The following is a 25,170-nucleotide window of genomic DNA, read 5'->3' as shown; positions in this document are numbered from 1 at the left end:
TCGCCGATGATTTGAAGCGGCCTCTTTTGTGTAAGGATACATCATGAAAAAAGTAACATATCTACTCGCTCTGGTGGCTGGCGTATGGCTGCTTTCCGGCTGTCAGGGGACGCAGACAAAGAGTCCCTCTCAAACGCAGCTTATTCAGGAGATGAATCAGCGCGCTGCGCAGTCGGATACCCTGACTCTTCCGCCTGATGATGCAAATAGCGAAAATCTAAGTGGTTATCTTTTTGCCTTGCAACAGGCTATTAGGGAGCACATCCCTGATTGGGAAAAATATCGCGGTGACGTCTGTACTTTGCGTATGTCTTTAAACCGTCAAGCAGAGCTGACAGGTTTGAAGGTAGAAGGCGAGCGTTCAGAGTTTTGTGCGGTGATGTACGATGCTGTATTACGTACGAAGTTTCCACCATTTCCGAGTGAACGGGCATATCAAAATTTAAAAAATGCCGCGCTGGATTTTAAACCGTAAAAACGGTGGACAATATTTCGAAGCAGCTTACTCCTGACACCTTATGTGCTATAACAGCGCGCATAAAAAACATAAGGTGTTAATTAAATGAAAAATTTAAAGTTAATTGTTGGTGGCATGATCTGTGTTAGTTGTTTATTAACGTCAGTATCATTAATAGCGAGTGATAAAATAAACAGCAATGCCGTTCGTTTTGATAAAGGCAGCAACGGCACGATAATAAAAAGTACCGTGACCGGTGATGATAGTCATGATTTTACGCTGATGGCAAAAGCGGGCCAGATGATGCATATCAGCATGAAGAGCCAATGGCCGCATCCTTATTTTAACGTGATCACACCGGCTAACGAGGTGATTTATAACGGATCAATGAGCGGCGATGTTTTTGAGCAACGTCTTGCTGCTGGTGGAAAATATACCGTGCGGGTTTATCAGATGGGGGGGGCGCGTGATGAAGGTAAAACCAGCACCTATGCACTGACGTTTAAAATCACGGATTAATATTTCAACATGAGCGTTCGGCTTTCCCCGGATTGCGGCGCAAGCGCCTTATCCGGGCTACTGGCCCACAAACGGTGATGAACCTGTAGCCTGGCTAAGCGCAGCGCAAGCCGGGGAGAAACAACGCCGATACGGCTGTCCGGCTACAGCCCTTCGGTCACAATTTTTGCCGCTGCGGCTAATACCTCTTTGCGGCTTTTCGCATCCTGCTGTGGTTGGGTGAAATAAGTCACTAACACCAGCGGGGCATGATTTTCCGGCCAGATAACGGCGATATCATTGGTCGTGCCGTAATCACCGGCTCCGGTTTTATCTCCCACGACCCAGCTTGCAGGCAGGCCCGCACGAATGCTCTGCCCGCCGGTGGTGTTGCCTTTCAACCATGTCACTAACTGTGCGCGCTGTTGTTCACCCAGCGCATTACCCAGCGTCAGCTTGTGCAGGCTTTCGGCCATCGCCAGCGGCGTGGTGGTATCGCGTTCATCACCCGGAATCGCGGTGTTTAGCGCAGGCTCCGTACGATCAAGACGAAAAGTGACATCACCAATGCTGCGGGCGAATGCGGTCACTTTGTCTGGTCCGCCAAGATAACCAATCATCTTATTCATCGCGGTATTGTCGCTATATTGCAGGGTTGCGGCGCTTAATTCCGCCAGCGTCATTCCGCTCTGCAGATGTTTTTCGGTCACCGGACTCCAGACCACCAAATCTGATTTCTTAATCTCCAGCCTTTTATTCAATACTTGATTATCGGCTTCGCTTTGCTTTAACACCGCGGCGGCGGCCATCACTTTACCGGTGCTGCACATGGCAAAACGTTCATCTCCGCGATATAAGATTTGAGAATTATCTCTAGTATTAATCAGCGCCACGCCCAACCTGCCGCCGGAGCTTTTTTCTAAATCAGTCAGCTTCTGCTGAATAGCATCGACATTGGCCCATAATGAACTGCTACAGAGCAATAAAGGCAGGGCGGCGGTAATCAGGGCGCTTTTACGCCACGAAGTTTTAATCATCTCAGGCTCCTTGATAGTGATTAGCAGCCCGGACTATCCGCGACTCCCTCTATTTTGACAAGGCATTTATTAATGATGGAATTCCATCATTAATCCGTTACTCCTCCACCTCTGCGCCTGCTTATAGTGTCCTCTGCGTATACCCCATAAAAACAAGGAGCCGCTATGTTCCCGTCTCAGTTACCGAAACCGCGCCATCACGCCGCGCAATCTGTCCCTGTTCTGCGCTGGGGGATTATTGGTCCTGGCTGGATTGCTGAACGCTTTGTTAAATCATTAAAAGAGCACAGCCGTCAGCAGGTTGTCGCCGTGGCCTCGCGCACGCAACAAAAGGCCGACAGTTTTGCTGCACAGTGGGCGATCCCTCAGGCTTACGCTCAGGTGGATGAGATGCTGGCGCATCCGGATATTGATGCGGTTTATATCGCCACACCGCACAACCATCATTTCCCCGATGGGCTGCGGGTGCTAAAAGCGGGTAAACATGTGCTGATTGAGAAATCCTTTGCGCTGAACCGGCGGGAAGGGGCCGCGCTACAAGCCGAAGCGGCAAAGCGGGGCAAGTTGGCGATGGAGGCGATGTGGTGCGACTACGCGCCGAAATATGACGTGATTCGCCAACTGCTGGATGACGGCGTATTGGGCGAACTGCACACGCTGCTCGCCGATCACGGGGAGTTCTTTACGCCGGATCATCGCATTTTTAATGCCGACCTCGCCGGCGGCCCGATGATGGATCTTGGCAGCTATCTGACCTCGTTCAGCGTGATGGTTGGCGGCGTGCCGCAGGATATTGTTGCCCGTGGTCGTCCCGCTCAGGGCGGCGTTAATGGTCAAATTTCAATGCTTTTCAACTGGGAGAACGGCTTACAAGGATTGCTGAACACGACTTTATTCAGCAATACGCCGGGCGGCGCGGTGGTGGCCGGGCGCGATGCGACCCTGACCCTTGATGGACAGTTTTACGCGCCGGGGAATTTTACCCTCGCCGCCAGCCAGGGCGGCAATGTGCTGCGCTGGGAAGAGCCGCGTAATCGCTATGACCAGCTGTTTTATCAGGCCGAGCATTTTGCCTGGTGCATCGGGCAGGGTTTAACGAATTCGCCGATTCGTCCTCTAAGCCTGGTGCTGAACAATCTCCGCGTGATGGACGAAGTGCGGCGGCAGATTGGCGTCGTGTTTAACGAAGAGCGGCGATAGTGCGGGACGGCCCCATACGCTTGCGAGCATACGGGGCTTTGTTTACGCCAGTTGTTCAACGTTAACAAATTGCCCATGTTGCAATGAAATAACGGCGGCTTCAGCGATAGCCTGCGCCTGCAAACCGTCCAGCAGCCCCGGCAGATCCGGTACGTTTTCTCCACGCAGCGACCGGACAAAAGCATCCAGATGCTGATAATACGAACCCTGGACACGGCTGAACCAGTCCGGATACAGACCGGGCTGAATGCAGCGATCTCCTTGCCACAGCGTCACGCCGCGTGATGTCTGACTGCCGGACTCTACCACGCCATCCGCTCCGAGCAGGCTAACGCGTTCATCGTAGCCGTGGCCGGTACGCCGGGTATTGTCCAGCTGTGCCAGCCCGCCGCCGCGCATTCTCAGCAGCAGAATGGAGGTGTCAACATCATCGAACCCGGCGATCTCCGGCATCGCCAGTGCGCCCCCCATGGCGGCGACGGTCGTCACTTCATCGCCGGTAAGAAAACGCAGCAGGTCAAAAAAGTGAATCGCCTGATCGCGCATCTGACCGCCGGAGCTGCGCAGATACTCCAGCGGCGGCATAACCGATGCCCGGCACACCATCTGTACCAGCTCGATTTTGCCGATAGCTCCGGCCTCAACCTGGCGGCGCAGCTGCTGGTGGCTGGTGTCGAAGCGGCGGTTAAACCCCACGGTTACCGGCACTTTGAGCGGCAGCACTTTCTCGACAACCTCACGTGCGCGAGCCAGCGAAAGATCGATGGGTTTTTCGCAGTAGACGGCTTTCCCGGCGCGCGCTGAGGCCTCCAGCAGCTCCGCGTGTGATGGGGTTGAGCTGGCGATCAGCACTGCATCAATCGCATCGCTATTGATGGCGTCAGCGACGGTGACCGCCCGCGCGCCGTAACGGGAGGCCAGCGCCTTCGCCCGATCGGGGTCGGCATCAGCCACCATGGCCAGAACGGTATGTTCATGGCGAGCAAGGCTGGCGGCGTGAACCTGGCCGATAAAACCGCTGCCTAACAGTGCAAAACGAATGCAGGTCATTTTTCTTCTCCAGCAAAAGGGATTTACCGCTGCCAAAGTAATCCGTTTGCTACACTGACCGACACAGGCGTTTTGATGGATTTCCATCATGGTGAGGGGAGCGATGAAAAGCATTTCGCTGGAGGAACTGGCTAAGCAGATTGGCGTTGGCGTGGCGACAGTTGATCGGGTGCTCAACGAGCGCGGTGGCGTATCGCCGGAAACCACCCGCAGAGTGTTGCAGGCGGCTCGTGAAGCCGGGCTGAAGCGGATTTTGCCACAAGAGCGTCGCCTACCGTGGCAAATCGAAGTGCTCCTCAGCGCCAATGATTCGCTTTTTTTCTCCCGCCTGACGCAGGATTTCGCCGACGTGGCGGATAGTCTTGGCTATCGTCGTCTTACGCTGCACCGCACGCTGGTGGCGGAATCAGAACCGGAAAAACTGGCGAAAAGCATTATCCGCAGCAGTAAAAAGCGCCATGCGATCATTGTCTTTGGCAACGAACATCCGCGGGTCTACGAGGCGCTGCGTCAGTGCCGGGAGGTAAACGTGCCGGTGATTACGCTGGTCACCGACCTTCCGCAAGCGCAGAGGCTCTGTCACGTGGGGATTAATCAGCAGCAGGCGGGGCGCACCGCAGGCATGATGATGGGACTGATGGCCCATCGTTCCGGCGAAGTGCTGATGCTTAGCGGTCGCCAGGACTTCAGCGCCCATCGCTCGCGTATTCAGGGCTTTCGCGATGTGATTAGCCAGCGTTTTCCTCATCTACAACTGGGCGAGGTACTGGCGGGGGAGGATAACCGACAGCAAATCGACCGCCTGCTGGAGAAAGCCCTGAACCGCAATCGCGATGTCGTCGGCATCTACAATACCGGCCTTGGCAATACGCAGGTGGCGCAGGCTCTGGCCCGCCATCGTCGCTATGGCGAATGCTGCTGGATTACCCATGAACGATACAGTACAACCCGTGAGCAGTTGGCGCAGGGTGGAATGGCCTTGACGCTCGATCAAAACCCTCGCCAGCACGCCCAGCTGGCGGTGGAGCTGGCTCTGCGCCATCTTGAGACCGGCTATCAACCGGATCTTTTTAGCGATGGTAGGGTCGAATTTATCCTCTATAGCGCTGAAAACGTCGACTGAGCGCTCTTATTCTTCTTTTTGAACTCCCCGCAAGGCTTGTCTCACAGCGCCCCAAATCGTCGCCTGCCTCTCATTTTTTGCGCATTTATGCATCAATGTTAGATGTGTGTCAAAGTTCTGTTAACGCGCGGTTTTAAAATTTTCATTTCAGTTATTTACTTATAAAAGTTTCATATACGTTGTTAATGAAATAAATGGTCTGGAATGTTTCTTCCGTAATAAATGGACTGATGTTTCAAAAACACATTCTAAAACAACTGAATTTTGTGATTCCGATCAACAGTGAAAAATGCGCCAGCGTGCGGTCCGTTTTTTCGAAAAGCTGAAAAAGCAGGCGCTTAATGCACAATTAATGAAACTAATTTTTCATTTTATCTTACCTAACCGATGTACCTGTAAATAAAGGATCAACTATGAATATCAAGAAAACGGTTGTTGCCTCTTTGATAGCCTGCATGCTGCCAGCGGTCGTGATGGCGAAAGATATTTCGGTCGGTGTGTCCATGGCGCTATTTGATGACAACTTCCTGACGATTCTGCGCACCGCCATGCAAAAAGAGATGCAAAAAGACGGCGTTAAGTCGCAGGTGGAAGATGCCAAAGGTGACGTCTCGCAGCAGCTACAGCAGGTGCAAAATTTTATTGGCCAGGGCGTCGATGTGATTATCGTCAACCCGGTCGACACCAACGCGGTGAAGCCAATTATGGACCAGGCCACCAAAGCGGGGATTCCGCTGGTCTTTGTGAACCGCCGCCCGCAGGCGCAGCTGACCGACAAAATGGCCTATGTCGGCTCTGATTCCGTGTTGGCGGGGCGCTTACAGATGGAAGCGTTAGCCAAGGCGATGAACGGTAAAGGCAACGTCGCCATTCTGCTCGGCGACCTGGCGAATGAATCGACTCGCGACCGCACCAAAGGCGTCGAAGAGGTGGTGGCGAAGTACCCGGATATCAAAATTGTGCAAAAACAGACCGCTAAATTTATGCGTAACGACGCCGTTGATGTGGTCAGCAACTGGATGACCAGCGGTGATGATATTCAGGCCATCGCGTCCAACAACGATGAAATGGCCATCGGTGCGCTGCAGGCGCTGGGTAAAAACCCGAACCACATTCTTATCGCTGGGGTGGACGGCACGCCCGATGCGCTGCAAATGCTCAAAAACGGCAAGATGATCGCCACCATTTTCCAGGACGCGAAAGGGCAGGGTGAAGGTGCAGTCGACGCCGCGGTGAAGCTGGCGAACGGCGAGAAAGTGGAAAAGATCATCGACGTTCCTTACCAACTGATCACCAAAGACAACATGGCTGAGTTTGTGAACCGCAACCAGAAATAATTGCTCAGTGGTTTGGAGGTGGACGTATGAACGCTTTTGCACTTGAAGCCGAAGGTATCAGCAAATTCTTCCCTGGCGTGAAGGCGCTCGACAATGTCTCATTACGCGTGCGCCCGGGGACGGTGCACGCGCTAATGGGCGAAAACGGCGCCGGGAAATCGACGTTAATGAAATGCCTTATCGGGATCTACCGCCCCGATAAAGGCGCGATCCGCGTCAAAGGAGAGCCGGTCCAGTTTCAGGATACGATGGACGCGCTGCGCTCCGGGATCTCGATGATCCACCAGGAGCTTAATCTGGTGCCGCATATGACGGTGGCGGAAAATATCTGGCTGGGCCGTGAGCCGATGAAATATGGCTTTGTCGATCATCGCCAGCTTACCCGCCAGACTCAGGAACTGCTGAATAAACTGAATATCCGTTTATCCGCTGACCGGCTGGTGGGGGAGTTAAGTATCGCCGCCCAGCAGATGGTGGAAATTGCCAAAGCGGTTTCCTGGAACGCGGATATTGTGATTATGGATGAGCCGACCTCGGCATTAACCGAGAGCGAAGTGGCGCACCTGTTTACGATTATTCGCGATTTGCGCCAGCAGGGAAAAGCCATTATTTACATCAGCCATAAGATGGACGAGATATTCGCGATTACCGATGAAATCAGCGTATTTCGCGATGGCACCTGGGTGGGCAGTCAAAATACCACCGAGTTTACCCGCCAGTCGCTGATTACTCAGATGGTTGGCCGGGAGCTAACCCAGCTCTTTCCCAAGTTTAATAACACCATTGGCGAAGAGGTGCTGACGGTGCGCAATTTGACGCGTAAAGGGTTTTTTCACGATATTAACTTTAGCGTGCGCCGTGGTGAAATCCTTGGCGTGGCCGGGCTGGTGGGAGCTGGACGCAGCGAAGTGATGGAGAGCCTGTTTGGCATGGAGCAAGCCGATAGCGGCGAAGTACTGATAGACGGTATGCCAGTTAATATCGATTCGCCGTCAACGGCCATCGAAAAAGGCATGGCGCTGCTCACCGAAGACCGCAAAAAGTCCGGTCTGTTTCTGGTGTTATCGGTACTGGAGAATATGAGCATCGTCAAAATGCCGGAATATATCGGTAAAACCGGCTTTGTTCAGCATCTCAAAATGGCCGAAGACTGCATGGAGCAAATCCGCCGCCTGAATATTAAAACCCCAACGATGGATCAGATTATTAATAACCTCAGCGGCGGTAATCAGCAAAAAGTGCTGATTGCCCGCTGGCTTTTAGCCCAGCCGAAAATACTGATTCTCGATGAGCCAACGCGCGGAATCGACGTGGGGGCGAAAGCGGAAATTTATCATCTGATTAGCGAACTGGCGAACCGTGGCGTGGCGGTGATTATGGTCTCTTCTGAATTACCTGAAATTCTCGGCATGAGCGACCGGGTGATGGTGATGCATGAAGGGCGTATTACCGGCATTCTCGATAAAGAGGACGCCGATCAGGAAACCATTTTGTCGTTGGCATCCCATTGAGGCACAGAGAATGAGCAATATGAAAATAACGGCGACCCCGGTCAATGATAAGCCCTCTTTCTTTGGGCAATTACGCCACCGACTGCCGAAAGATACCGGAATATTTATCGTCATGCTGGTGATTGCCCTGACTTTTGAAATTGCCGGTTGGTACGTGCGCGACCAGTCCTTTTTAATGAATACCAACCGCCTGATATTAATTGTTCTGCAAGTGGCGATTATCGGCATTATCGCGGTGGGGGTGACGCAGGTCATTATTACCACCGGGATTGACCTCTCTTCAGGCTCGGTCATTGCCCTTGCCGCCGTGGTGGCGGCAAGCCTCGCGCAAACCTCCGACAGCCTGACGCCGATGTTCCCGTCGCTGGTCAATATGCCTGCGGTTATTCCGATTGGTGCCGGGATTGGCGTCGGTCTGCTGTGCGGATTAACCAACGGGTTTCTCGTCACCCGCACCGGTATTCCGCCGTTTATCGCGACGTTGGGGATGATGGTGTCGGCGCGCGGCCTCGCGCAGTATTACACCCAGGGCAACCCGATTAGCTTCTTATCCGACAGCTTTACCGCTATCGGCCAGGGGGCGATGCCGGTGATTATTTTCTTCGTCGTCGCCGCGGTATTTCACATTGCCCTGAAACATACCCGCTATGGCAAATACGTGTACGCCATCGGCGGCAATATGACGTCGGCGAAGGTCTCCGGTATTAACGTGAATAAGTACCTGGTGATCGTCTATACCATCGCCGGGGCGCTCTCCGGCCTCGCGGGCGTGGTGCTGGCGGCGCGCGTCAGCAGCGGGCAGTCGAGCATGGGAATGTCCTATGAGCTGGATGCGATTGCCGCAGCGGTCATTGGCGGCAGCAGCCTGATGGGCGGGGTGGGGCGCATTACCGGGACCTTAATCGGCGCGATGATCCTCGGCCTGATTAAAAGCGGGTTTACCTTTGTCGGCGTCGACGCCTACGTGCAGGATATTATCAAAGGCATCATTATCGTCGCGGCGGTGACCATCGATATGCGGCGTAACCGCAAGAAGCATTAACTCAAAGATAGCCCGCAGCGTGAATGGCTGCGGGCTGGTTGCTCGTTTACGCGCTACCCGGCTCCTGCTCATCGGCAGCAAGGCGCAAACTGTTGAGCAGCACGTTGGCCCCTTTCTCCGCCCACGCGGGCAGAATATTCTCCGCCTCGTTATGGCTAATCCCTTTCTCGCAGGGGATGAAAATCATGCTGGCGGGCGCGACCTTGCTGATATAGCAGGTATCGTGACCGGCACCAGAAACCATGGTCCTGGCGCTGTAGCCCAGTGCTTCTGCCGCTCGCTGGCTGCGCCCCAGGCACCCGGCGTCAAAGGCAATCGGCGCATAATCGAAAATACGCTCGACGTTTGCCGTCACGCCGCGCGCCGCCAGCGCGTCAGCAGCGCCATGAAGAGATTGCTCCATCGCTTCCAGCGCTGCGGTTTGCGGATGGCGAAACTCGACGCTGCACATCACGCGGCCCGGCACCACGTTACGCGATCCCGGGATCACCTGCGCCATACCAATCGTCGCCCGGCCGTCGGGGTTGTGCGCGATGCCGATTTGCTCAACCGCCAGCGCCAGCTCGGCGAAAGCAGTCAACGCATCGCGGCGGCTGCCCATCGGCGTGGTTCCGGCGTGGGCGGAAAAACCCTCCAGCGTGACGTTGAACCAGCGCTGACCCATTGCCGCATGGACGAGGCCGATATCAATGCCTTCTTCTTCCAGAATCGGCCCCTGTTCGATATGTACTTCGTAGCAGGCGTGCAGCGGGAAGGCGGCCGTCGGGCTTTCGCCGCGATAGCCGATAGCCTCCAGCGCCTCGCCGACGCTGATGCCGTCGCGATCTTCACGGGCGAGCGCATAGGCTTCGCTAAACTGTCCGGCCCAGACGCCGGATGCCAGCATTGCCGGGGCAAAGCGCGCCCCTTCTTCGTTGGTCCAGTTCACCAGCACGATATCGCGTTCGGTCTCAACGCCGAGATCGTTTAACTTGCGCAGCGCCTCCAGTCCGGCCAGCACGCCGTAAATCCCGTCATAGCGGCCGCCGAGCGGCTGAGAATCAACGTGCGAACCGGTCAGCACCGGAGCAAGCTGCGAATTTTTACCGGCGCGGCGAATAAACATATTGCCCATGCTATCGACTTCGCAGGAAAAACCGGCTTCCTGCGCCCACTGGCGCAGCAGGTCGCGCGCCTGGCGGTCCTCGTCGCTCAGCGTCAGCCGGGTTACGCCGCCCGCCGGCGTCGCGCCGATAAGGGCCATCTCGTTGAGCGTCGACCACAGACGTTCGCCGTTGACGGTTATCATGGCTGGTCCTTTTTCACGCGATAACGGAAGTCGCAGCACTTTCCACCCTGCATAATGGTGGTGGTGCGGGTCAGCTCCACGTCCGGGGCGTAGCCGACGATAAACTTGTCGTCGCGGGCGCAGGAGAGCAGGTGGCCAATTTCGCCCAGCCCCATTTCGTGGTACATCTCGGCGTAGCGGCAGCGGTTGACGTTGTAGTTATACTGCTGGTCGTCGGCGTCCAGCACCTTGACCTCCAGGGCGTTATCTTTCTCCCACAGATACTGCAGGGCGACAAAGCTCTGGATATCCGCGCCGTTCGGCTCCTGGCTGGCAAACGCTTTTCCCGCCTCAATGGCGGCGTTTTCAATCGCTTCGCCGATAACGGCCTGGGCGCGAGCTTTACCTATCTCGCGCACCAGGATGTCGTAAATCGGCTTGATTATTTCTGCTTCAATTTTGCGGCGGGCGAGAATGCCCAGCTCATTATTATCACTCATCACATTGCCTCACTGCGTTACTTCGTTGTTGCGCCGCCGAGTACGGTTTGCGGCTGCCATTTACCGTCGACGACTTTGTAGACGGTAAAGGTTGGCGATTTCAGGTTGCCCTCTTTATCAAAGGCGATTTGTCCGGTGACCCCGGAATAGCTAATGGCGCGCAGCGCGGGCAGGTAGTCGGCCGGGTCGACGGAGTCGGCTTTTTCCATCGCCGCAACCAGCACGCGGGTGGCGTCATAGGCGAACGGCGCATGCAGCTCGATATGGGTGTGATAGCGCGACTGGTAAGCCTGCTCAAAGGCCTTACCGCCCGGCATCTGTTCGACCGGCAGCCCCGGCTCCAGCGCCACCACGCCGTCGCCCTCTTTCTGCGCCAACTGGAGGAATGTCTGGCTAACGAAGCCGCCCGCGCCCATCAGGGTGGAGTTCATGCCCAGCTGTTTAATGCGGCGAGCCAGCGGAGCAGCCTGGCTATCGACGCCGCCGAAGAAAATCAGGTCGGCGTTTTTGCTGCGGATCGCGGTCAGTACCGCGCTGAAATCGACGGTTTTGTCATCGACGTACTGGCGGTCAACGATTTTGATTCCCTGCGCTTCCAGCGACTTAATAAACTCATCCGCCAGCCCCTGGCCGAAGGCGGTACGGTCATCGATAACCGCAATGCGTTTGGCCTTCAGGGTTTGCACTGCGTACTGACCGGCAAACTGGCCGCCGTCATCATCGTGGCCCATCACGCGAAAGCTGGTGTCGAAGCCCTGTTTGGTATAGGCGTGCCCGGTGGCGACCGGCGCAACCTGGGCGATACCCGCATCGTGGTAAACCCGCGCGGCAGGAATGCTGGTGCCGGTATTCCAGTGACCGACCACGCCCGCGACGCCGCTATCGACCAGACGCTGGGCGACGGCAACGGCGGTTCGCGGGTCCGACTGATCGTCTTCCGATTGCAGCTTGAAGGTTACTGCCTTGCCGCCGATGGTCGGGTGCTGCTTGTTGATATCGTCAATCGCCAGCTGCGCGCCGTTTTCCAGGTCCTTGCCAATACGTGCGGAAGGGCCGGTCAGCGGGCCTGCCAGGCCGATAATGACGGTTTCGCTGGCCGCAGACCACGCGGCGGATGAGGCAAAACCACTGAGCAGAATAGCGGCGCTGAGCGCACTGATTTTTACTGTTTTCATTGTTTTTCCCTGATGCTGGTTGGTGTGTTAAACGGGCATTTCGCCCAAATAAATCTGTGCAATACGGTCATCGGCCAGCAGCGTCTGCGATGGACCGCGCTCGACGATGCTGCCGCTGTCCATCACCCAGGCGCTGTCGGTGGCCTCAAGAGCCAGGCGTGCGTTCTGCTCAATCAGCAGCAGAGCGACGCCGCGCTGGCGCAGGGTGGCGATGACGCGAAAAATGTTTTCGACCATTAGCGGCGCCAGGCCCATCGAGGGTTCGTCGAGGATCAGCAGACGCGGCTGGCTGAGCAGGGCGCGGTTAAGCGCCAGCAGCTGCTGTTCGCCGCCGGAGAGCAGCCCCGCCAGCTGATGCTGGCGTTCGGCGAGGCGCGGAAAGTTTTCGAAAATGGCACGCATCTCCTGTTTGACCGCCGCCGCGTCGCGTCGCAGCCACGCGCCCATTTGCAGGTTTTCCAGCACCGTCATGCGCGCGAAGATGCCGCGACCTTCCGGCACCATCACCAGCCCTTCACGCAGCAGGGATTCGGCCCGGCGTTTGCGTATCGGCTTGCCGTTAAACAGAATGTCGCCGCTAAAGGGTTCCAGCCCGGTAATGGCGCGGACGGTTGAGCTTTTGCCCGCCCCGTTGGCGCCAATCAGCGTGGTCTGCTCACCCTCTTTCACGCTGAAAGAGACGTCGCGCACCGCCTGGATACCGCCGTAATGAACACCTAACTGGTTGACGGTTAATAGATCAGACATGGACATTGCCTCCCAGCCAGGCGGCGATCACCGCCGGATCGCGGCGTACGGTTTCCGGCGTGCCGCTGGTTAACGTTTTGCCATAATCCAGCACCATCAGGCGATCGCAGATCCCCATCACCAGTTTGACGTCGTGCTCAATCATCAGCAGCGTTTTGCCGTCATCGCGAATGCGCAGCAGTAGTTCGCCAAGGGCCATTTTCTCGGCGGCGTTCATCCCGGCAGCCGGTTCATCCAGCGCCAGCAGACGCGGGTCGGTAGCCAGCGCGCGGGCAATTTCCAGACGCCGCTGGTGGCCGTAGGCGAGGTCGCAGGCGCGATAGTGGGCGAACTGCGCGATGCCGGTATAGTCCAGCCAGTGCCACGCCAGCTCGCGGGTCTGCGCCTCTTCGGCGCGAGCGCGTTTATGGCGGGAGAGCGCGGCCCATAGACCGTTGCGGGTGCGCACGTGGCGGCCCACCATCACGTTTTCCAGCACCGACATTTCGTTAAACAACCGCACGTTCTGGAAGGTGCGGGCGATGCCTGCGGCGGTGACTTTCTCAATATTCTTCGGGAAATAGGCTTCCCCGCCGATAGCGAATTCGCCGCTGTCCGCCGGGTAAAGCCCGGTAATCAGGTTAAAACAGGTGGTTTTTCCTGCGCCGTTGGGGCCGATCAGGCCGTAGATTTCACCCTCGTTGATGGTGAGCGACACGTTGTCGACTGCCGTCAGGCCGCCGAAGCGTTTCGTCATATGGCGCACGCTTAGCAGGCTCATGCTTTCGCTCCTTTATGACGTGCGGGCCAGATGCCCTGAGGACGCAGTAGCATCACCCCAACCAGCGCCAGGCCGTAAAACAGCTGGCGCAATATTTCCGGGTCAATCAGCACTTCGCCAAACAGCGCCTGCTGTACCGGCGCGGCCTGGCTACGCAGCAGTTCCGGCAGCGCGGTCAGCAACACCGCGCCGAGGATCACTCCGGGGATATGCCCCATCCCGCCGAGCACCACCATCGCCAGCACCGCAATCGACTCCTGTAGCGTGAAGGATTCCGGCGAAACGAAGCCCTGAAATGCGCCGAACAGCGCGCCCGCCACGCCGCCAAAAGAAGCACCGATAGCGAAAGCCAGCAGCTTGTAGTTACGCAGATTGATCCCCATCGCCCGGGCGACATCTTCATCCTCGCGGATGGCGTGCCAGGCGCGACCGATGCGCGAATGCTGTAGACGCAGGCAGACAAAAATAATCGCCACGATGACCAGCATTAGCAGGTAGTACCACAACCACAGTGCCGGGACTTTAAAACCGAACCAGTGATAGACGCCGCTAAACTTGAGGCCGAACAGATGCAGTGAATCAACCCCGGAGATGCCTTTTGCGCCGTTGGTGATGTTGACCGGACGGTCGAGGTTGCGCATCAGGATGCGGATAATTTCGCCGAAGCCAAGAGTGACAATCGCCAGGTAGTCGCCGCGCAGCTTCAGCGTCGGCGCGCCCAGTACGATACCGCAGCCCGCCGCCACCAGCGCGGCAAGCGGAATAATCACCAGCCACGAGGTGTGCAGGCCGTCCGGAAACCAGCTATTTAAAATCGGGAACACATCCAGCAGGTGCGGCGAGGCCAGCAGCGCCGCCAGATACGCGCCGACGGCGTAGAAGGCGATAAACCCCATATCCAGCAGGCCGGTGTAGCCGACCACGATATTCAGACCCAGCGCCAGCATGATATAGAGCAGGGCGAAGTCGATAACCCGTACCCAGTAGTTGCCGCCAAGCTGGCTGGCGACCATCGGCGCGACCAGCAGCGCGCAGACGAACAGGGTCATCCCGGACCAGAAGCGGCGGGAGACGATGGGCGTATCGAGTTGTGCTGTTGTCATTGTTATCTCCTAGGCCCGATGCGCGACGCGTTCGCCGAGTAAACCGGCAGGGCGGAAAACCAGCACCAGAATCAGCACCATAAAGGCGAAGATATCCTGATAGTTGCTGCCGAAAACGCCGTTGGTCAGGTCGCCGAGATAGCCCGCGCCGAGGGATTCGATAAGCCCCAGCAGCAGGCCGCCGATCATCGCGCCGCGAATATTACCGATGCCGCCGAGCACCGCGGCGGTAAAGGCTTTAATGCCGGGCAGAAATCCCATTGAGAAGCTGGCATTGCCGTAGTTGCTGGCCATCATCACGCCGGCCAGAGCGGCGAATACGCCGCCAATGGCGAAAGTGAGGGCGATAATGGCGTTAGGGTTTACGCCCATCAGCGTGGCGATACGTGGGTTTTCCGCCACCGCGCGCATGCCGCGTCCTAAGCGGGTGTACTCCACCAGCAGCCACAGGCCGAGCATGACCGCCAGGGCCAGCGCGACGGTGACCATGCCGGTAACGGTCACGATCGCCGGAGGATGCGCTTCGCTGCCGTGGGTCACGGCTATCGGGTCCATCGGCAGGATCTGTGGAAACATCAGCGGATTGCGCGACCAGACGATCATCGCCACGGTTTGCAGCAGAACTGAAACGCCGATCCCTGAGATCAACGGCGCCAGGCGCGGCGCGTTGCGCAGGCGACGGTAGGCAAAACGCTCGACCGCCATCGCCAGCAGGGCGCACACCGCCATGGCCAGCAGCAGTGCCAGCCCCAGCTGCGCCAGCGGCGGCAGGCCGGGAAAATGGGCATTAAGCGCGTTCATCCCGGAGAGCGTGGTCAGCGCGCCGACCATCAGAATATCGCCGTGGGCAAAGTTAATAATGCGCAGAATGCCGTACACCATGGTGTAGCCCAGCGCAATCAGGGCGTAAATGCTGCCGAGCATGACCCCGTTGATAATTTGTTGTATGAGTGTGTCCAACTGATTCTTCCGACAAGATGCTCAAATAACAGCTACCATCCAACAAATGAATTAAATTGTAAAATACGCATATATTCTTTCTTATTATAAAAGTGTGGTTAACTATCTTTATGATTTTTAATATAATTAAAGAATGTGCTGGATCTGGTAATGCGCTAAGAAAATCAACATATGAAAAAAACAGAACAATCAGAAGGGCCGGTTAGCTGGTCGGAGAGCACTTTAGTCAACGATCCGCCGCTGCGGGCGGTGCGCGCATTTGAGGCGATTGCGCGGCTGGGTAGCGTGACCCTGGCGGCGCAGGAGCTGGCGATTTCACCCTCGGCGGTAAGCCATCAGCTGAAGGTACTGGAAGGTTATTTGCAGATCCCGCTCACCGAACGCCAGGGGCGGCGGCTGACTCTCAGCCAGCAGGGGCGGGAGTATTATCGCTCGATCCGCGCGGCGTTTAACGTGCTGCGCCAGGCCACTGAGCATCTGGTCGATCAGGTGCAAACCCAGCAGGTGACGATCAGCCTGATCCCGCTGTTTGGCATGGGCTGGTTTATTCCCCGTCTGCCGTCGTTCGTGCATGCCAATCCGAACACTGAAATCAACGTGGTTTACGCCAACCACCGTAACTACCTTAGCGACGCCTCCGATATGTCGATCCGCTTTGGCAACGGCCACTGGGTGGGTTATCAGAGCGAAAAGCTGATTTCCGGCAGAATGGTGCCGGTATGCAGCCAGGCCTTTTTGCGCCTGCATGGGCATATTGATACCCCGGAGCAGCTATTGCAGATGCCGCTGCTGCACGACGAGGAGCGCACGACCTGGAACCAGTGGTTTGTGCAGCAGGGGGTAAAGCGTCCACCGCGCTCGACGGGGCCATTATTTGAGGATGGCCTGCTGACTCTGGCCGGCGTACAGGCTGGATTGGGCTGCGCTCTGATGCGCGAGCCGCTGATCGCCCCCTATCTGAAGAGCGGCGAGCTGGTGAAAATCTTCGATTCGGCGATAGATGATGGCCGGGATTACTACCTCTGCGTGCGTCAGGATAGCGATATGACGCCAAACGCTAAGCTATTGCAGAGCTGGCTGCGTCAGCAGGCTCTCGGTTGATATTTACTTAAGAATTTACTCAATCAAGATCACATTTTTACCCGCTGGTGATTGAAATACAGCAAAGCCGCTTAGATAATCCGCCGAAATAACCCATTTTTATGATGGCGTGCTACTGCGAAAGCAGGCAAGACCAAAATAGAAATGCTCTCCCGCCAAGGGGAGCGTCTCTGTTTTGGTCTTTTTTTTTGCCCCAACACCAGGGAACACTATGAACTATAACGAAACAGCAGACAAAATCCTCCACGCGGTGGGCGGTGCGGAGAATATCCGAATGCTCACCCATTGCGCGACCCGCTTGCGTATGGAGTTCAACGACCGCGCAAAGGTTAACGATGCGCAGATTGGCACTATCCCCGGCGTGATAAGCGTGGTGGAGAAGGGCGGCCAGTTCCAGATTGTGATTGGCAATGAGGTGCAGCAGGTTTATCGCCTGCTTAATAAGGCGCTGCCGGAGAAGAAAAGTCCGGCAAGCGGCGACAAAAACGCCAAACCGACCGGCATTTTCGCACGCATTATCAGCGTTATTTCGACCACCTTCACCCCGGTGATCCCGGCGATTACCGGCGCGGGGATGATCAAGGCGCTGCTGGCCATTCTTAAGCTAACCGGCGTGATTAGCGAAACCAGTTCGACGTATCAGCTGCTCAACATTATTGCCGATGCCGCGTTCTTCTTCCTGCCGGTACTGCTGGCTTACGGGGCGTCGCTGAAGTTCGAATGTAACCCCATTCTGGCGATGACCCTTGCGGGCGTGCTGCTGCACCCGGGCATCGGCCAGATGATGGCTGCCGGTAAAGCGGTCGATTTTGCCGGCATCAACGTTCTGCTTTCCGATTACGCCGGATCGGTGCTGCCGATTATTCTGACGGTGTGGCTGATGTCGTGGGTAGAGCGCTTTGCCGAAAAGGTCTCACCCTCGATTATCAAATTCTTCGTTAAGCCAATGCTGATTCTGTTGATCACCGCGCCGTTGGCGCTGGTGGTTGTCGGCCCGGCGGGCATTTTGCTTAACGATCTGGTCGCCGCAGGCGCGGGCGCAATCGACCGCCACGCCAGCTGGTTGATCCCGATGCTGATGGGAACCCTGCAACCCTTCCTGATTATTACCGGCACCGCCTGGGCGATGACGCCAATCGCCACCGGACAGCTGAGTAAAAGCGGTTACGAGATGATTAACGGACCGGGGATGCTGGCGTCAAACGTGGCGATGGGCGCGGCGACGCTGTGCGTGGCGCTGAAAACCAAAAATAGCAACCTGCGCCAGTTGGCTTCGTCATCGGGTTTTACCGCGCTGCTGGGGATCACCGAACCGGCGCTGTACGGGGTGCTACTCAAGTTCCGCCGCGTGCTGATTGCCGCGATGATCGGCGGCGGCTGCGCCGGGGTTTATGCCGGGGTGAGCGGGCTGGTGCGCTACGCGTTTGTCTCTCCAGGCCTCGCGGCGCTGCCGGCGTTTATTGGCGAAAACCCGATGAACATCGTCCATGCGCTGGTGACCTGCGCGATTTCTATCGTGGTGACCTTTACCCTGACCTGGTTTATCGCCTTTAAAGATACGCCTGAGGATCAAGAAGAGGTCAGCGAGGCGCCGCAGCCTGTGGTTAGCCCGAAAAGTGAGGGTGAGATTGAAGTGCTCAGCCCGCTGCGCGGCCAGGTGGTGGCGTTGAGTGAAGTGAATGATGATGTCTTTTCCGGCGGTCTGCTGGGTGAGGGCCTGGCGATTCGTCCACAGGAAGGGGTACTGCGCGCGCCGTTTAGCGGCACGGTGATGATGTTCCTGCCATCGTGTCACGCGGTGGGTCTGCAAAGCGAAAGCGGGCTTGAGCTGCTAATCCATATTGGTATCGACACGGTTAATCTTAACGGCCAGCACTTTAGCTCCGTGCTGAAAGTGGGCGATAAGGTGGAAGCCGGGCAGGAACTGATCCGCTTTGATATTCCCGCTATCGAACAGGCCGGGTATGACCTGATTACTCCGGTGATTGTGGTCAACGGTGACGAGCAGCACTCACTGCGCCTGACCGCCGCCGCGCAGGTCGACTACGGCGAACAGCTGATGGTGCAATCCACTAAGGAGGCGCAGGCATGATTTATCAAAACAAAGCGCAGTTCCCGGACGGTTTTTTGTGGGGGGCGTCCACCTCAGCCTATCAGGTCGAGGGCGCGTGGAATGAAGACGGTAAAGGACCGTCAGTGGTTGATATGCTCAGCCACCCGCCGGGAACGGCGGACTTTCGTATCGCCAGCGACCACTATCATCGTGTAGAAGAGGACGTCGCGCTGATGGCGCAAATGGGGCTGAAGGCCTATCGCTTTTCGGTGGCCTGGTCGCGGGTCATCCCGGACGGCGACGGCGCGGTGAATTCAGCCGGGCTGGCCTTTTATCATCGCCTGATTGACGCCCTGACGCGCCACGGCATTACGCCGATTGTCACTCTGTACCACTTCGACCTGCCCTGGGCGCTGGAGCTAAAAGGCGGCTGGCTAAACCGCAAAACCGGGGAGGCGTTTGTGCGCTATGCCCGGCTGCTGTTCAGCGAGTTTGCCGATAAAGTCCCGCTGTGGCTGACGATTAACGAGCAGAACACCATGATCCTGCACCCTGGCGCGATTGGTGTGCCTGCGGATCGTGAGCTGCCGGACAAGAAAGCGCTGTACCAGCAGAATCACCATATGATGCTGGCCCAGGCGCAGATCTTTGCCCTTTGCCACCGCGAGTTTCCCGGGCTGCGCATCGGCCCGGCGATAAACACCACTTCGATGTACGCCGAAAGCTGCAAACCGGAAGATGCCATCGCCGCGCATAACTGGGAAACGCTGCGCTGCTGGAGCTTTTTGGATGTGGCGGTGCATGGCCGCTACAACGCCTTAGCGTGGTCGTATTTACAGGATCGCGGCCTCGCGCCGGAAATGCAGCCAGAAGATGCGTTGATTTTGCAGCAGGGGCGGCCGGATTTTATCGCCATTAACTACTACTCCACCGCGACGATTGCCGCCAGTCGGGGCGACGGCGCGGACGTTGCGCCGCGCGCGGGTGATCAGCAAATTATGCTGGGCGAAGAGGGGGTTTATCGGCCTGCGGAAAATCCTTGGGTGGGTAAAACCCCTTACGGCTGGGTGGTCGACCCGGTGGGGCTACGCCTGACGCTGCGCAAAGTGTGCGAGCGCTACGGCCTGCCGATTCTGATCAGCGAAAACGGCATGGGCGCGCCGGATAAGCTGGAGCATGATGGGACGGTGAATGATGATTATCGTATCGCGTTCTTACAGGCGCATATTGAACAAATGCGCCTGGCGATTGCCGATGGCGTCGAGCTGATGGGCTACTGCCCGTGGGCGGCGATTGACGTGGTCAGCACGCATCAGGGCTACGCCAAGCGCTACGGTTTTATCTACGTCGATCGAGGCGAGGACGACCTGAAGAGTCTGCAAAGGATCCGCAAACGCAGCTTCTGGTGGTATAAGGATGTCATTACGCAAAACGGTAACCACGACGAGTCTCTGTGATGATTGTTCAAAAGGTGCTCAATAATAGCCTGGTGCTCTCCATGGATGACGATAACCGGGAGGTTATCGTCATGGGAAAAGGTATTGGCTTCAACAGCCGACCGGGGGATGAGATTGCCCCGCAGATGATAGAGAAGCTGTTTGTGACCCAGACGCTCGGCGTGCGCAGCGGTTATCTTGAAGCGCTCTCCACCATTCCGGATGAGGTCATCGAAATGGCGGCGATGATTATTTCCCGCGCCAATATGCAGCTTGCCAGTAAGGTTCGCGAGCAGATTTTCTTTACCCTCGCCGACCACCTGACGTTTGCTATTGAACGCAGTCGCAAAGGGATCGCCATTCAAAACCGCCTGCTGCCGGAAGTCAGGCGTTTTTACCCACAGCAGTTTCGCGTCGCCAGCGAAGCGGTGACGATAATTCGCCAGCAGTACGGGATTGAGCTGCCGGAAGAGGAAGCCGGGAATATCGCATTTCATCTGGTGAACGGCCAGAGCGAGGGCGACGACGTGGCGCAGACCATGCAGTCGGTGAAAATGCTGAAGGATATTTTTAATCTTGTGCAGTACCACTTTAAGCAGCAGATAGACACCGAATCGATTAACTACTCGCGCTTTCTGGTCCATATGCAGTTCTTCCTCCAGCGTTTGCAAGAGGGGGAGCTGGACGGCGCGCGGGACAGTTTTCTGCTGGTGCAGGTGATTAAGGAGTATCCGGAAGCCTACCGCTGCGCGCTGCTGATCCGCGATTACGTTAAGGCCCAGCTCGATATCACCCTCGGCGGCAACGAACTGCTATGGCTCACCGTGCACCTGGTGCGAATCAGCGGGCTGGATGCGTGAGTGTTTTCTATTCTGGGGATAAAAGTGCGCGTTTCCCCAATTCGCCTGAGCATATTATCGGTTTTGTAGGCCGGGTAAGGCGTCAGCCGCCACCCGGCAAAAATCCGGGCACGGTGTCTAAAACGGGTATCCGATGCCGCGTTATTTCAACGATGACGAAACTGCAGCGCTGCGGGCAGGTAGCGCTGTAGGGGCTCTGGCGTGTTGCCGTCAATCAACTGGCTTATCAGGTCGTAGCAGTGCCAGGCCAGCTGGCGGTTGTCCTGCTGTACGGTATCAATACGCAGCGACAGCGAATCGTAGAGATAGTGATCGTCGAAGCTCGCCAGATGGATGTCTGAATCCAGCAAATGGTGCTGGCTCATGTAGCGCAGTACCCCTTCCAGTAGCCCGCAGGCTGCAGTAAACAGCGCCTTTGGCGGCCGGCCGAGACGCGCGCAGAGGGCAGCGAACATCTCATAGCCGGAGCTGGGATGATAGTTGCCGTTGATCACCCATTCCGGAGGCAGTTCGATACCCGCCTGGGCCAGGCCCTGAGTGAATCCCGCCAGACGGTCGCGTGATGGCGACAGGCGAGGCTGACCGCCTAAAAACCAGAACTCATCGCTATGCGACGGCGCGATACGAGAAATCAGCTCTGCCGTCGGGGTAATTGAATCGGTCATCACCAGCGGCAGGCCGCTTTCATTAGGGCAGCGGTCAAACAGCACCACCGGCAGCTGCTCGCTGAGCTTCAGATAGTCGGCATCGTTATGCATGCAGGAGGCAACGATCAGCCCGTCGACCTGACGGGCAATCATATTGTTCACCACCATGCTCTCCTGACCGGGATTTTCGTCGGTACAAGAAATAAGCAGCTGGACGCCCGCCTCGCGGCACAGCATCTCAAGCTCATGGGAAAAGACCGCAAAGCCGTAGTTGGTGATCTCCGGCACCACCAGTCCGATGGTGTGGCTACGGTTATCGCGCAGCGAGCGGGCATGAATGCTCGGCTGATAGTGCTGCTCGCGGGCAATCGCCTGCACGCGCTCGCGCGTTTCCTGCGCCACGCGCAGCTCTTTGCCACGCCCGTTCAGCACCAGGCTGGCGGTCGCTTTGGAAACGCCCGCCAGTTCGGCGATATCTTTAATGGTAACGCGTTTGGTTTTCATCACGACGCCATGAGCCTGAAAGCAAAACGCTTATTCTATCATGCATGTGCGCAGCGACCAGTAACAGAATGCGCCCGGCTTGCTGCCCGTGAAAGTCAGCAGCGCCGGATAAGTCGGGAAGTAGCGACTGCTCATCACCCCTTCGCCGTCATTGATGAAAATTTCCACGCTCGACTGGTCGATGAAAATTCGCAGTGAGCGCACCTCGCCGCGCCAGTAGCGATAGTGCGTTTCATCGCTGGCAAGGCTGCGTCGCGCCAGACGGATCCCGCGGGTATCGCGCTCAAGCGTCAACGCGCCGCCGAAATCGACGCTTAACGCGTCGTCGCTTGCGGTTTCGAGGCTGATTTCCATCGGCGTCAGCGGCAGAGGGCTGTCCTGCCAGCCGTGCGCTTCGCCGCGCAGGGCGGTGAGTTCACGCAGTGGGCGCTGATAGAGCTTGCCGTCGACAAACTCCAGTTCGCGCAGGCAGGTCATCTGATGGATCCAGCCGTTAGCCAGCGTCGGCTGGCGCATCTCTTCGCCGTCCGGCACGCCCATCCAGCCGACCAGCAGGCGGCGGCCATCGCTGGTCTGCATGGTTTGCGGGGCGTAAAACTCGAATCCGGCGTCCAGCTCGTGAAGTTCGCCGTGTTTGAAAGCGGCGCGGCCGTAGTCGAAATCACCCGCCATCCACACTGCCGGGTAGGTGTTAAGAAAGCGCGTTTCCTCGCGGGGGATGCCCTGCGGGCAGCAAATTAGAATATGCTGGTCGCCGAGCGGGAACAGGTCCGGGCACTCCCACATATAGCCCGCGTCGTGCAGGTCATTGATGCCGTAACCGGCAATTTCGCCCTCGCTCGTCCACTCATGGAGATTTGCGGAGCTGAACAGCAGCACCTTACCGCGCTTTTGCCGATCCTGCGCGCCCAGCACCATGTACCAGCGGCCTTCATGCTGCCAGACTTTCGGGTCGCGTACGTGGCCGGTGTAGCCCTCCGGCAGAGGTAATACCGGGCCGAGCTTAGTGAAAGTGCCGTCGGCGTTTTCCGTCGCCAGGCACTGCCAGGCGGTTCGGCTACCATCATCGAATTTGACGTTGCCGGTGTAGCACAGCGTTAGCGTGCCGTCATTATCCACCGCGCTGCCGGAGTAGCAGCCGTTGCGGTCGTACTCTTCGTCCGGCATCAGGGCGATCGGTTCATGCTGCCAGTGCAGCAGATCGGCAGAACTCCAGTGCGCCCAGCACTTGAACTTATGATCACAGGCGAGCGGGTTCCACTGATAAAACAGATGATAGCGCCCGGCAAACTCAACAAAGCCGTTAGGGTCGTTCATCAGCCCGGTTACCGGCGCATGGTGCCAGCGGGGATAGTGGTTATCGGCCAGCGCGCGCGGCTGGCCCTGCATAACGGCCTGCAAAATCGCAGGCAGGCGTGATGGAAGTGACATTATTCAGCGTCCGTGTTGTATTTCAGTACCAGCGAGACGACAAAGGCAACGCCAAAGGCGATAACCATCCCGATAATATAGTTCAGCAGCGAGCTGGCCTGCACGATAGCCATGCCGGGGATTGCCGTCAGGCCTACCGCGGTCATATAGACATGCATGGATACCACCCACGCGCCGCCCGCCGCGCCACCGATAAGCGCCGCGATAAACGGTTTCACAAAGCGTAGGTTAATACCAAAAATCGCCGCTTCAGTGATGCCCAGCATGGCGGAAAACGCCGACGGTAGAGTAATGGCTTTAATTTTGGCGTCTTTGGTTTTAAACCATACCGCCAGACAAGCACCGCCCTGAGCGACGTTGGCCATCGCCCAAATCGGCAGCAGGAAGTTGACGCCGATGGACGGATTGCCCAGCAGCCCGGCTTCGATGGCGTGGAAGCTGTGGTGAATCCCGGTAATGACGATAACCGAGTAGAGGCCGCCAAACAGCAGTCCGGCCAGCCAACCGGCGTGAGTAATCAGGGTGCTAAGGATAAACGAAATTCCGTCGCCGAGGGCGCGACCGGCCGGGCCGATAATCAGCAGGGCGATAAAACCGGAAATAATCACCGTCAGGAACGGTGTGAGGATCAGATCCAACGCGTCGGGGATCACACGACGCAGCTGCTTCTCAACGATGCTCATAAACCACACCGCCAGCAGCACCGGGAACACCGTGCCCTGGTAGCCGATCATCGCAATCTCAAGGCCGAAGAAGTTCATGCTGTGGAAACCTGCGGCCACGCCCCAGGCATTGGTGAGAGCCGGGTGGGTCAGTATGCCGCCGAGCGTCGCACCGAGATAAGGGTTACCGCCGAATTCGCGGGCGGCGGTGAAGCCAATCAGGATCGGCAGAATAATAAATGCCGCCGAGCTGCACATATCCAGAATGATGTAGATGGCGTTGCTCGGGTCGACCCAGCCGTAGGTTTTGACCATCCCAAGCAGGCCCATCAACAGGCCGGAGGCGACGATAGCCGGGATAATCGGCACGAAGATGTTTGATAACAGACGGGCGATACGCTGGAAAGGATTAAGCTTTTTCGCTGCGATGTCGGCGGCTTCCGATTTGCTGGATTCACCAATCCCTGCCGCCTGAATAAAGGCAGCGTAGACTTTATTCACCACCCCGGTGCCGAAAATAATCTGCATCTGCCCGGCGTTACGGAAACAGCCTTTAACCCCTTCAATTTTGCCGATGGCCTGCTGATCGGCCAGCGAATCATCGACCAGCACCAGGCGCAGACGCGTGGCGCAGTGCGCGGCGCTGGCGATATTTTCCTTGCCTCCCAGAAGCGGAAGCAGCGAGCGGGAAATCTGTTCAAAATCCATA

23 protein-coding genes are annotated in these 25,170 nt (G+C 57.1%); 11 read left to right on the top strand and 12 right to left on the bottom strand.

The window, feature by feature from the left end; all coding sequences use genetic code 11:
- The first annotated feature begins 43 nt into the window (after positions 1-43).
- Both HV127_RS15520 and HV127_RS15515 read left to right on the top strand, forming a co-directional pair.
- On the top strand, positions 44-475 hold the full coding sequence (locus HV127_RS15520; RefSeq protein ID WP_182237116.1) for a cell envelope integrity TolA C-terminal domain-containing protein: 432 nt from the start codon (positions 44-46) through the stop codon (positions 473-475).
- Positions 476-562: 87 nt separating this feature from the next.
- Positions 563-976: a DNA breaking-rejoining protein gene (locus HV127_RS15515; protein ID WP_182237114.1), complete on the top strand. Its 414-nt coding sequence runs from the start codon at positions 563-565 to the stop codon at positions 974-976.
- A gap of 143 nt (positions 977-1,119) precedes the next feature.
- Here the strand turns inward: HV127_RS15515 and HV127_RS15510 are convergent, their stop codons facing one another.
- Positions 1,120-1,992, bottom strand: coding sequence for an extended-spectrum class A beta-lactamase OXY-12-2 (locus HV127_RS15510; protein ID WP_182237112.1), 873 nt, complete (start codon positions 1,990-1,992; stop codon positions 1,120-1,122).
- A gap of 165 nt (positions 1,993-2,157) precedes the next feature.
- Here HV127_RS15510 and HV127_RS15505 point away from each other — a divergent pair, with 165 nt between their 5' ends.
- Positions 2,158-3,192, top strand: a complete 1,035-nt coding sequence (locus HV127_RS15505; RefSeq protein WP_182237110.1) for a Gfo/Idh/MocA family oxidoreductase — start codon at positions 2,158-2,160, stop codon at positions 3,190-3,192.
- Between the two features lie 42 nt (positions 3,193-3,234).
- Here the strand turns inward: HV127_RS15505 and HV127_RS15500 are convergent, their stop codons facing one another.
- Positions 3,235-4,242: a Gfo/Idh/MocA family oxidoreductase gene (locus HV127_RS15500; RefSeq protein ID WP_182237108.1), complete on the bottom strand. Its 1,008-nt coding sequence runs from the start codon at positions 4,240-4,242 to the stop codon at positions 3,235-3,237.
- Positions 4,243-4,345: 103 nt separating this feature from the next.
- Between HV127_RS15500 and HV127_RS15495 the strand changes: the two genes are divergently transcribed.
- From HV127_RS15495 to HV127_RS15480, 4 genes are all read left to right on the top strand, one after another.
- Positions 4,346-5,365, top strand: coding sequence for a LacI family DNA-binding transcriptional regulator (locus HV127_RS15495; protein WP_228727464.1), 1,020 nt, complete (start codon positions 4,346-4,348; stop codon positions 5,363-5,365).
- 413 nt (positions 5,366-5,778) lie between these two features.
- The gene (locus tag HV127_RS15490) at positions 5,779-6,702 is read left to right on the top strand and encodes a sugar ABC transporter substrate-binding protein (protein ID WP_110273172.1); all 924 of its coding nucleotides are present in this window, start codon (positions 5,779-5,781) and stop codon (positions 6,700-6,702) included.
- 26 nt (positions 6,703-6,728) lie between these two features.
- A complete protein-coding gene (locus HV127_RS15485) occupies positions 6,729-8,213 on the top strand; it encodes a sugar ABC transporter ATP-binding protein (protein WP_182237104.1) in 1,485 nt (494 codons plus the stop codon).
- Between the two features lie 19 nt (positions 8,214-8,232).
- Complete coding sequence (locus HV127_RS15480; protein WP_180349565.1) at positions 8,233-9,255, top strand: ABC transporter permease; 1,023 nt, start codon at positions 8,233-8,235, stop codon at positions 9,253-9,255.
- A 46-nt stretch (positions 9,256-9,301) separates the two neighbouring features.
- On the opposite strand, the gene HV127_RS15475 is transcribed toward HV127_RS15480, so the two are convergent.
- Genes HV127_RS15475 through HV127_RS15445 form a run of 7 tightly spaced genes read right to left on the bottom strand, consistent with a single transcriptional unit; the run spans position 9,302 to position 15,767 of the window.
- Positions 9,302-10,543, bottom strand: coding sequence for a Zn-dependent hydrolase (locus HV127_RS15475; RefSeq protein WP_182237102.1), 1,242 nt, complete (start codon positions 10,541-10,543; stop codon positions 9,302-9,304).
- Entirely contained in the window at positions 10,540-11,022 is a 483-nt protein-coding gene (locus HV127_RS15470) for an L-2-amino-thiazoline-4-carboxylic acid hydrolase (RefSeq protein ID WP_139538534.1), read from the bottom strand. Before HV127_RS15470 ends, HV127_RS15475 begins: the two co-directional genes overlap by 4 nt.
- A 17-nt stretch (positions 11,023-11,039) precedes the next feature.
- Positions 11,040-12,197 carry a branched-chain amino acid ABC transporter substrate-binding protein gene (locus tag HV127_RS15465; RefSeq protein WP_110273177.1) on the bottom strand — a complete coding sequence of 386 codons (1,158 nt, stop codon included), beginning with the start codon at positions 12,195-12,197 and terminating at the stop codon, positions 11,040-11,042.
- 27 nt (positions 12,198-12,224) lie between these two features.
- Positions 12,225-12,944, bottom strand: a complete 720-nt coding sequence (locus HV127_RS15460) for an ABC transporter ATP-binding protein (protein WP_182237100.1) — start codon at positions 12,942-12,944, stop codon at positions 12,225-12,227.
- Positions 12,937-13,704, bottom strand: coding sequence for an ABC transporter ATP-binding protein (locus HV127_RS15455; protein WP_142464030.1), 768 nt, complete (start codon positions 13,702-13,704; stop codon positions 12,937-12,939). The genes HV127_RS15460 and HV127_RS15455 overlap by 8 nt, the downstream gene beginning before the upstream one ends.
- Entirely contained in the window at positions 13,701-14,807 is a 1,107-nt protein-coding gene (locus HV127_RS15450; protein ID WP_182237098.1) for an ABC transporter ATP-binding protein, read from the bottom strand. Before HV127_RS15450 ends, HV127_RS15455 begins: the two co-directional genes overlap by 4 nt.
- A 9-nt stretch (positions 14,808-14,816) precedes the next feature.
- Positions 14,817-15,767 (bottom strand): branched-chain amino acid ABC transporter permease, encoded by a 951-nt coding sequence (locus HV127_RS15445; RefSeq protein WP_139538538.1) that lies wholly within the window; start codon positions 15,765-15,767, stop codon positions 14,817-14,819.
- Between the two features lie 171 nt (positions 15,768-15,938).
- Between HV127_RS15445 and HV127_RS15440 the strand changes: the two genes are divergently transcribed.
- The 4 genes from HV127_RS15440 (at position 15,939) to HV127_RS15425 (ending at position 21,217) form a co-directional block, all read left to right on the top strand.
- On the top strand, positions 15,939-16,868 hold the full coding sequence (locus HV127_RS15440) for a LysR substrate-binding domain-containing protein (protein WP_182237096.1): 930 nt from the start codon (positions 15,939-15,941) through the stop codon (positions 16,866-16,868).
- A gap of 211 nt (positions 16,869-17,079) precedes the next feature.
- Positions 17,080-18,960 carry a beta-glucoside-specific PTS transporter subunit IIABC gene (locus HV127_RS15435; protein ID WP_182237094.1) on the top strand — a complete coding sequence of 627 codons (1,881 nt, stop codon included), beginning with the start codon at positions 17,080-17,082 and terminating at the stop codon, positions 18,958-18,960.
- Positions 18,957-20,378, top strand: coding sequence for a glycoside hydrolase family 1 protein (locus HV127_RS15430; RefSeq protein ID WP_182237092.1), 1,422 nt, complete (start codon positions 18,957-18,959; stop codon positions 20,376-20,378). The genes HV127_RS15435 and HV127_RS15430 overlap by 4 nt, the downstream gene beginning before the upstream one ends.
- Positions 20,378-21,217 carry a PRD domain-containing protein gene (locus HV127_RS15425; RefSeq protein WP_182237090.1) on the top strand — a complete coding sequence of 280 codons (840 nt, stop codon included), beginning with the start codon at positions 20,378-20,380 and terminating at the stop codon, positions 21,215-21,217. The genes HV127_RS15430 and HV127_RS15425 overlap by 1 nt, the downstream gene beginning before the upstream one ends.
- Positions 21,218-21,363: 146 nt before the next feature.
- Here HV127_RS15425 and HV127_RS15420 read toward each other — a convergent pair whose 3' ends face one another.
- The 3 genes from HV127_RS15420 to HV127_RS15410 are packed head-to-tail and all read right to left on the bottom strand — an operon-like array spanning position 21,364 to position 25,169.
- The gene (locus HV127_RS15420) at positions 21,364-22,368 is read right to left on the bottom strand and encodes a LacI family DNA-binding transcriptional regulator (protein WP_182237088.1); all 1,005 of its coding nucleotides are present in this window, start codon (positions 22,366-22,368) and stop codon (positions 21,364-21,366) included.
- Between the two features lie 30 nt (positions 22,369-22,398).
- Positions 22,399-23,799 carry a sucrose-6-phosphate hydrolase gene (locus HV127_RS15415; protein WP_182237086.1) on the bottom strand — a complete coding sequence of 467 codons (1,401 nt, stop codon included), beginning with the start codon at positions 23,797-23,799 and terminating at the stop codon, positions 22,399-22,401.
- Positions 23,799-25,169: a sucrose-specific PTS transporter subunit IIBC gene (locus tag HV127_RS15410; protein WP_182237084.1), complete on the bottom strand. Its 1,371-nt coding sequence runs from the start codon at positions 25,167-25,169 to the stop codon at positions 23,799-23,801. Before HV127_RS15410 ends, HV127_RS15415 begins: the two co-directional genes overlap by 1 nt.
- Position 25,170: the final 1 nt, after the last annotated feature.

This window comes from Klebsiella sp. RHBSTW-00215, from assembly GCF_014103785.1.
Taxonomy (GTDB): Bacteria; Pseudomonadota; Gammaproteobacteria; order Enterobacterales; family Enterobacteriaceae; genus Klebsiella.
Note: the sequence above shows the minus strand (reverse complement) of the source record. Positions and strands in the feature narration are given on the sequence as shown.

Excerpts from the sequence above, each read along its gene's own strand:
- HV127_RS15520 (WP_182237116.1), top strand. The coding sequence starts at position 44 with ATGAAAAAAGTAACATATCTACTCGCTCTGGTGGCTGGCGTATGGCTG.
- HV127_RS15515 (WP_182237114.1), top strand. The coding sequence starts at position 563 with ATGAAAAATTTAAAGTTAATTGTTGGTGGCATGATCTGTGTTAGTTGT.
- HV127_RS15510 (WP_182237112.1), bottom strand. The coding sequence starts at position 1,992 with ATGATTAAAACTTCGTGGCGTAAAAGCGCCCTGATTACCGCCGCCCTG.
- HV127_RS15505 (WP_182237110.1), top strand. The coding sequence starts at position 2,158 with ATGTTCCCGTCTCAGTTACCGAAACCGCGCCATCACGCCGCGCAATCT.
- HV127_RS15500 (WP_182237108.1), bottom strand. The coding sequence starts at position 4,242 with ATGACCTGCATTCGTTTTGCACTGTTAGGCAGCGGTTTTATCGGCCAG.
- HV127_RS15495 (WP_228727464.1), top strand. The coding sequence starts at position 4,346 with ATGAAAAGCATTTCGCTGGAGGAACTGGCTAAGCAGATTGGCGTTGGC.
- HV127_RS15490 (WP_110273172.1), top strand. The coding sequence starts at position 5,779 with ATGAATATCAAGAAAACGGTTGTTGCCTCTTTGATAGCCTGCATGCTG.
- HV127_RS15485 (WP_182237104.1), top strand. The coding sequence starts at position 6,729 with ATGAACGCTTTTGCACTTGAAGCCGAAGGTATCAGCAAATTCTTCCCT.
- HV127_RS15480 (WP_180349565.1), top strand. The coding sequence starts at position 8,233 with ATGAAAATAACGGCGACCCCGGTCAATGATAAGCCCTCTTTCTTTGGG.
- HV127_RS15475 (WP_182237102.1), bottom strand. The coding sequence starts at position 10,543 with ATGATAACCGTCAACGGCGAACGTCTGTGGTCGACGCTCAACGAGATG.
- HV127_RS15470 (WP_139538534.1), bottom strand. The coding sequence starts at position 11,022 with ATGAGTGATAATAATGAGCTGGGCATTCTCGCCCGCCGCAAAATTGAA.
- HV127_RS15465 (WP_110273177.1), bottom strand. The coding sequence starts at position 12,197 with ATGAAAACAGTAAAAATCAGTGCGCTCAGCGCCGCTATTCTGCTCAGT.
- HV127_RS15460 (WP_182237100.1), bottom strand. The coding sequence starts at position 12,944 with ATGTCTGATCTATTAACCGTCAACCAGTTAGGTGTTCATTACGGCGGT.
- HV127_RS15455 (WP_142464030.1), bottom strand. The coding sequence starts at position 13,704 with ATGAGCCTGCTAAGCGTGCGCCATATGACGAAACGCTTCGGCGGCCTG.
- HV127_RS15450 (WP_182237098.1), bottom strand. The coding sequence starts at position 14,807 with ATGACAACAGCACAACTCGATACGCCCATCGTCTCCCGCCGCTTCTGG.
- HV127_RS15440 (WP_182237096.1), top strand. The coding sequence starts at position 15,939 with ATGAAAAAAACAGAACAATCAGAAGGGCCGGTTAGCTGGTCGGAGAGC.
- HV127_RS15435 (WP_182237094.1), top strand. The coding sequence starts at position 17,080 with ATGAACTATAACGAAACAGCAGACAAAATCCTCCACGCGGTGGGCGGT.
- HV127_RS15430 (WP_182237092.1), top strand. The coding sequence starts at position 18,957 with ATGATTTATCAAAACAAAGCGCAGTTCCCGGACGGTTTTTTGTGGGGG.
- HV127_RS15425 (WP_182237090.1), top strand. The coding sequence starts at position 20,378 with ATGATTGTTCAAAAGGTGCTCAATAATAGCCTGGTGCTCTCCATGGAT.
- HV127_RS15420 (WP_182237088.1), bottom strand. The coding sequence starts at position 22,368 with ATGAAAACCAAACGCGTTACCATTAAAGATATCGCCGAACTGGCGGGC.
- HV127_RS15415 (WP_182237086.1), bottom strand. The coding sequence starts at position 23,799 with ATGTCACTTCCATCACGCCTGCCTGCGATTTTGCAGGCCGTTATGCAG.
- HV127_RS15410 (WP_182237084.1), bottom strand. The coding sequence starts at position 25,169 with ATGGATTTTGAACAGATTTCCCGCTCGCTGCTTCCGCTTCTGGGAGGC.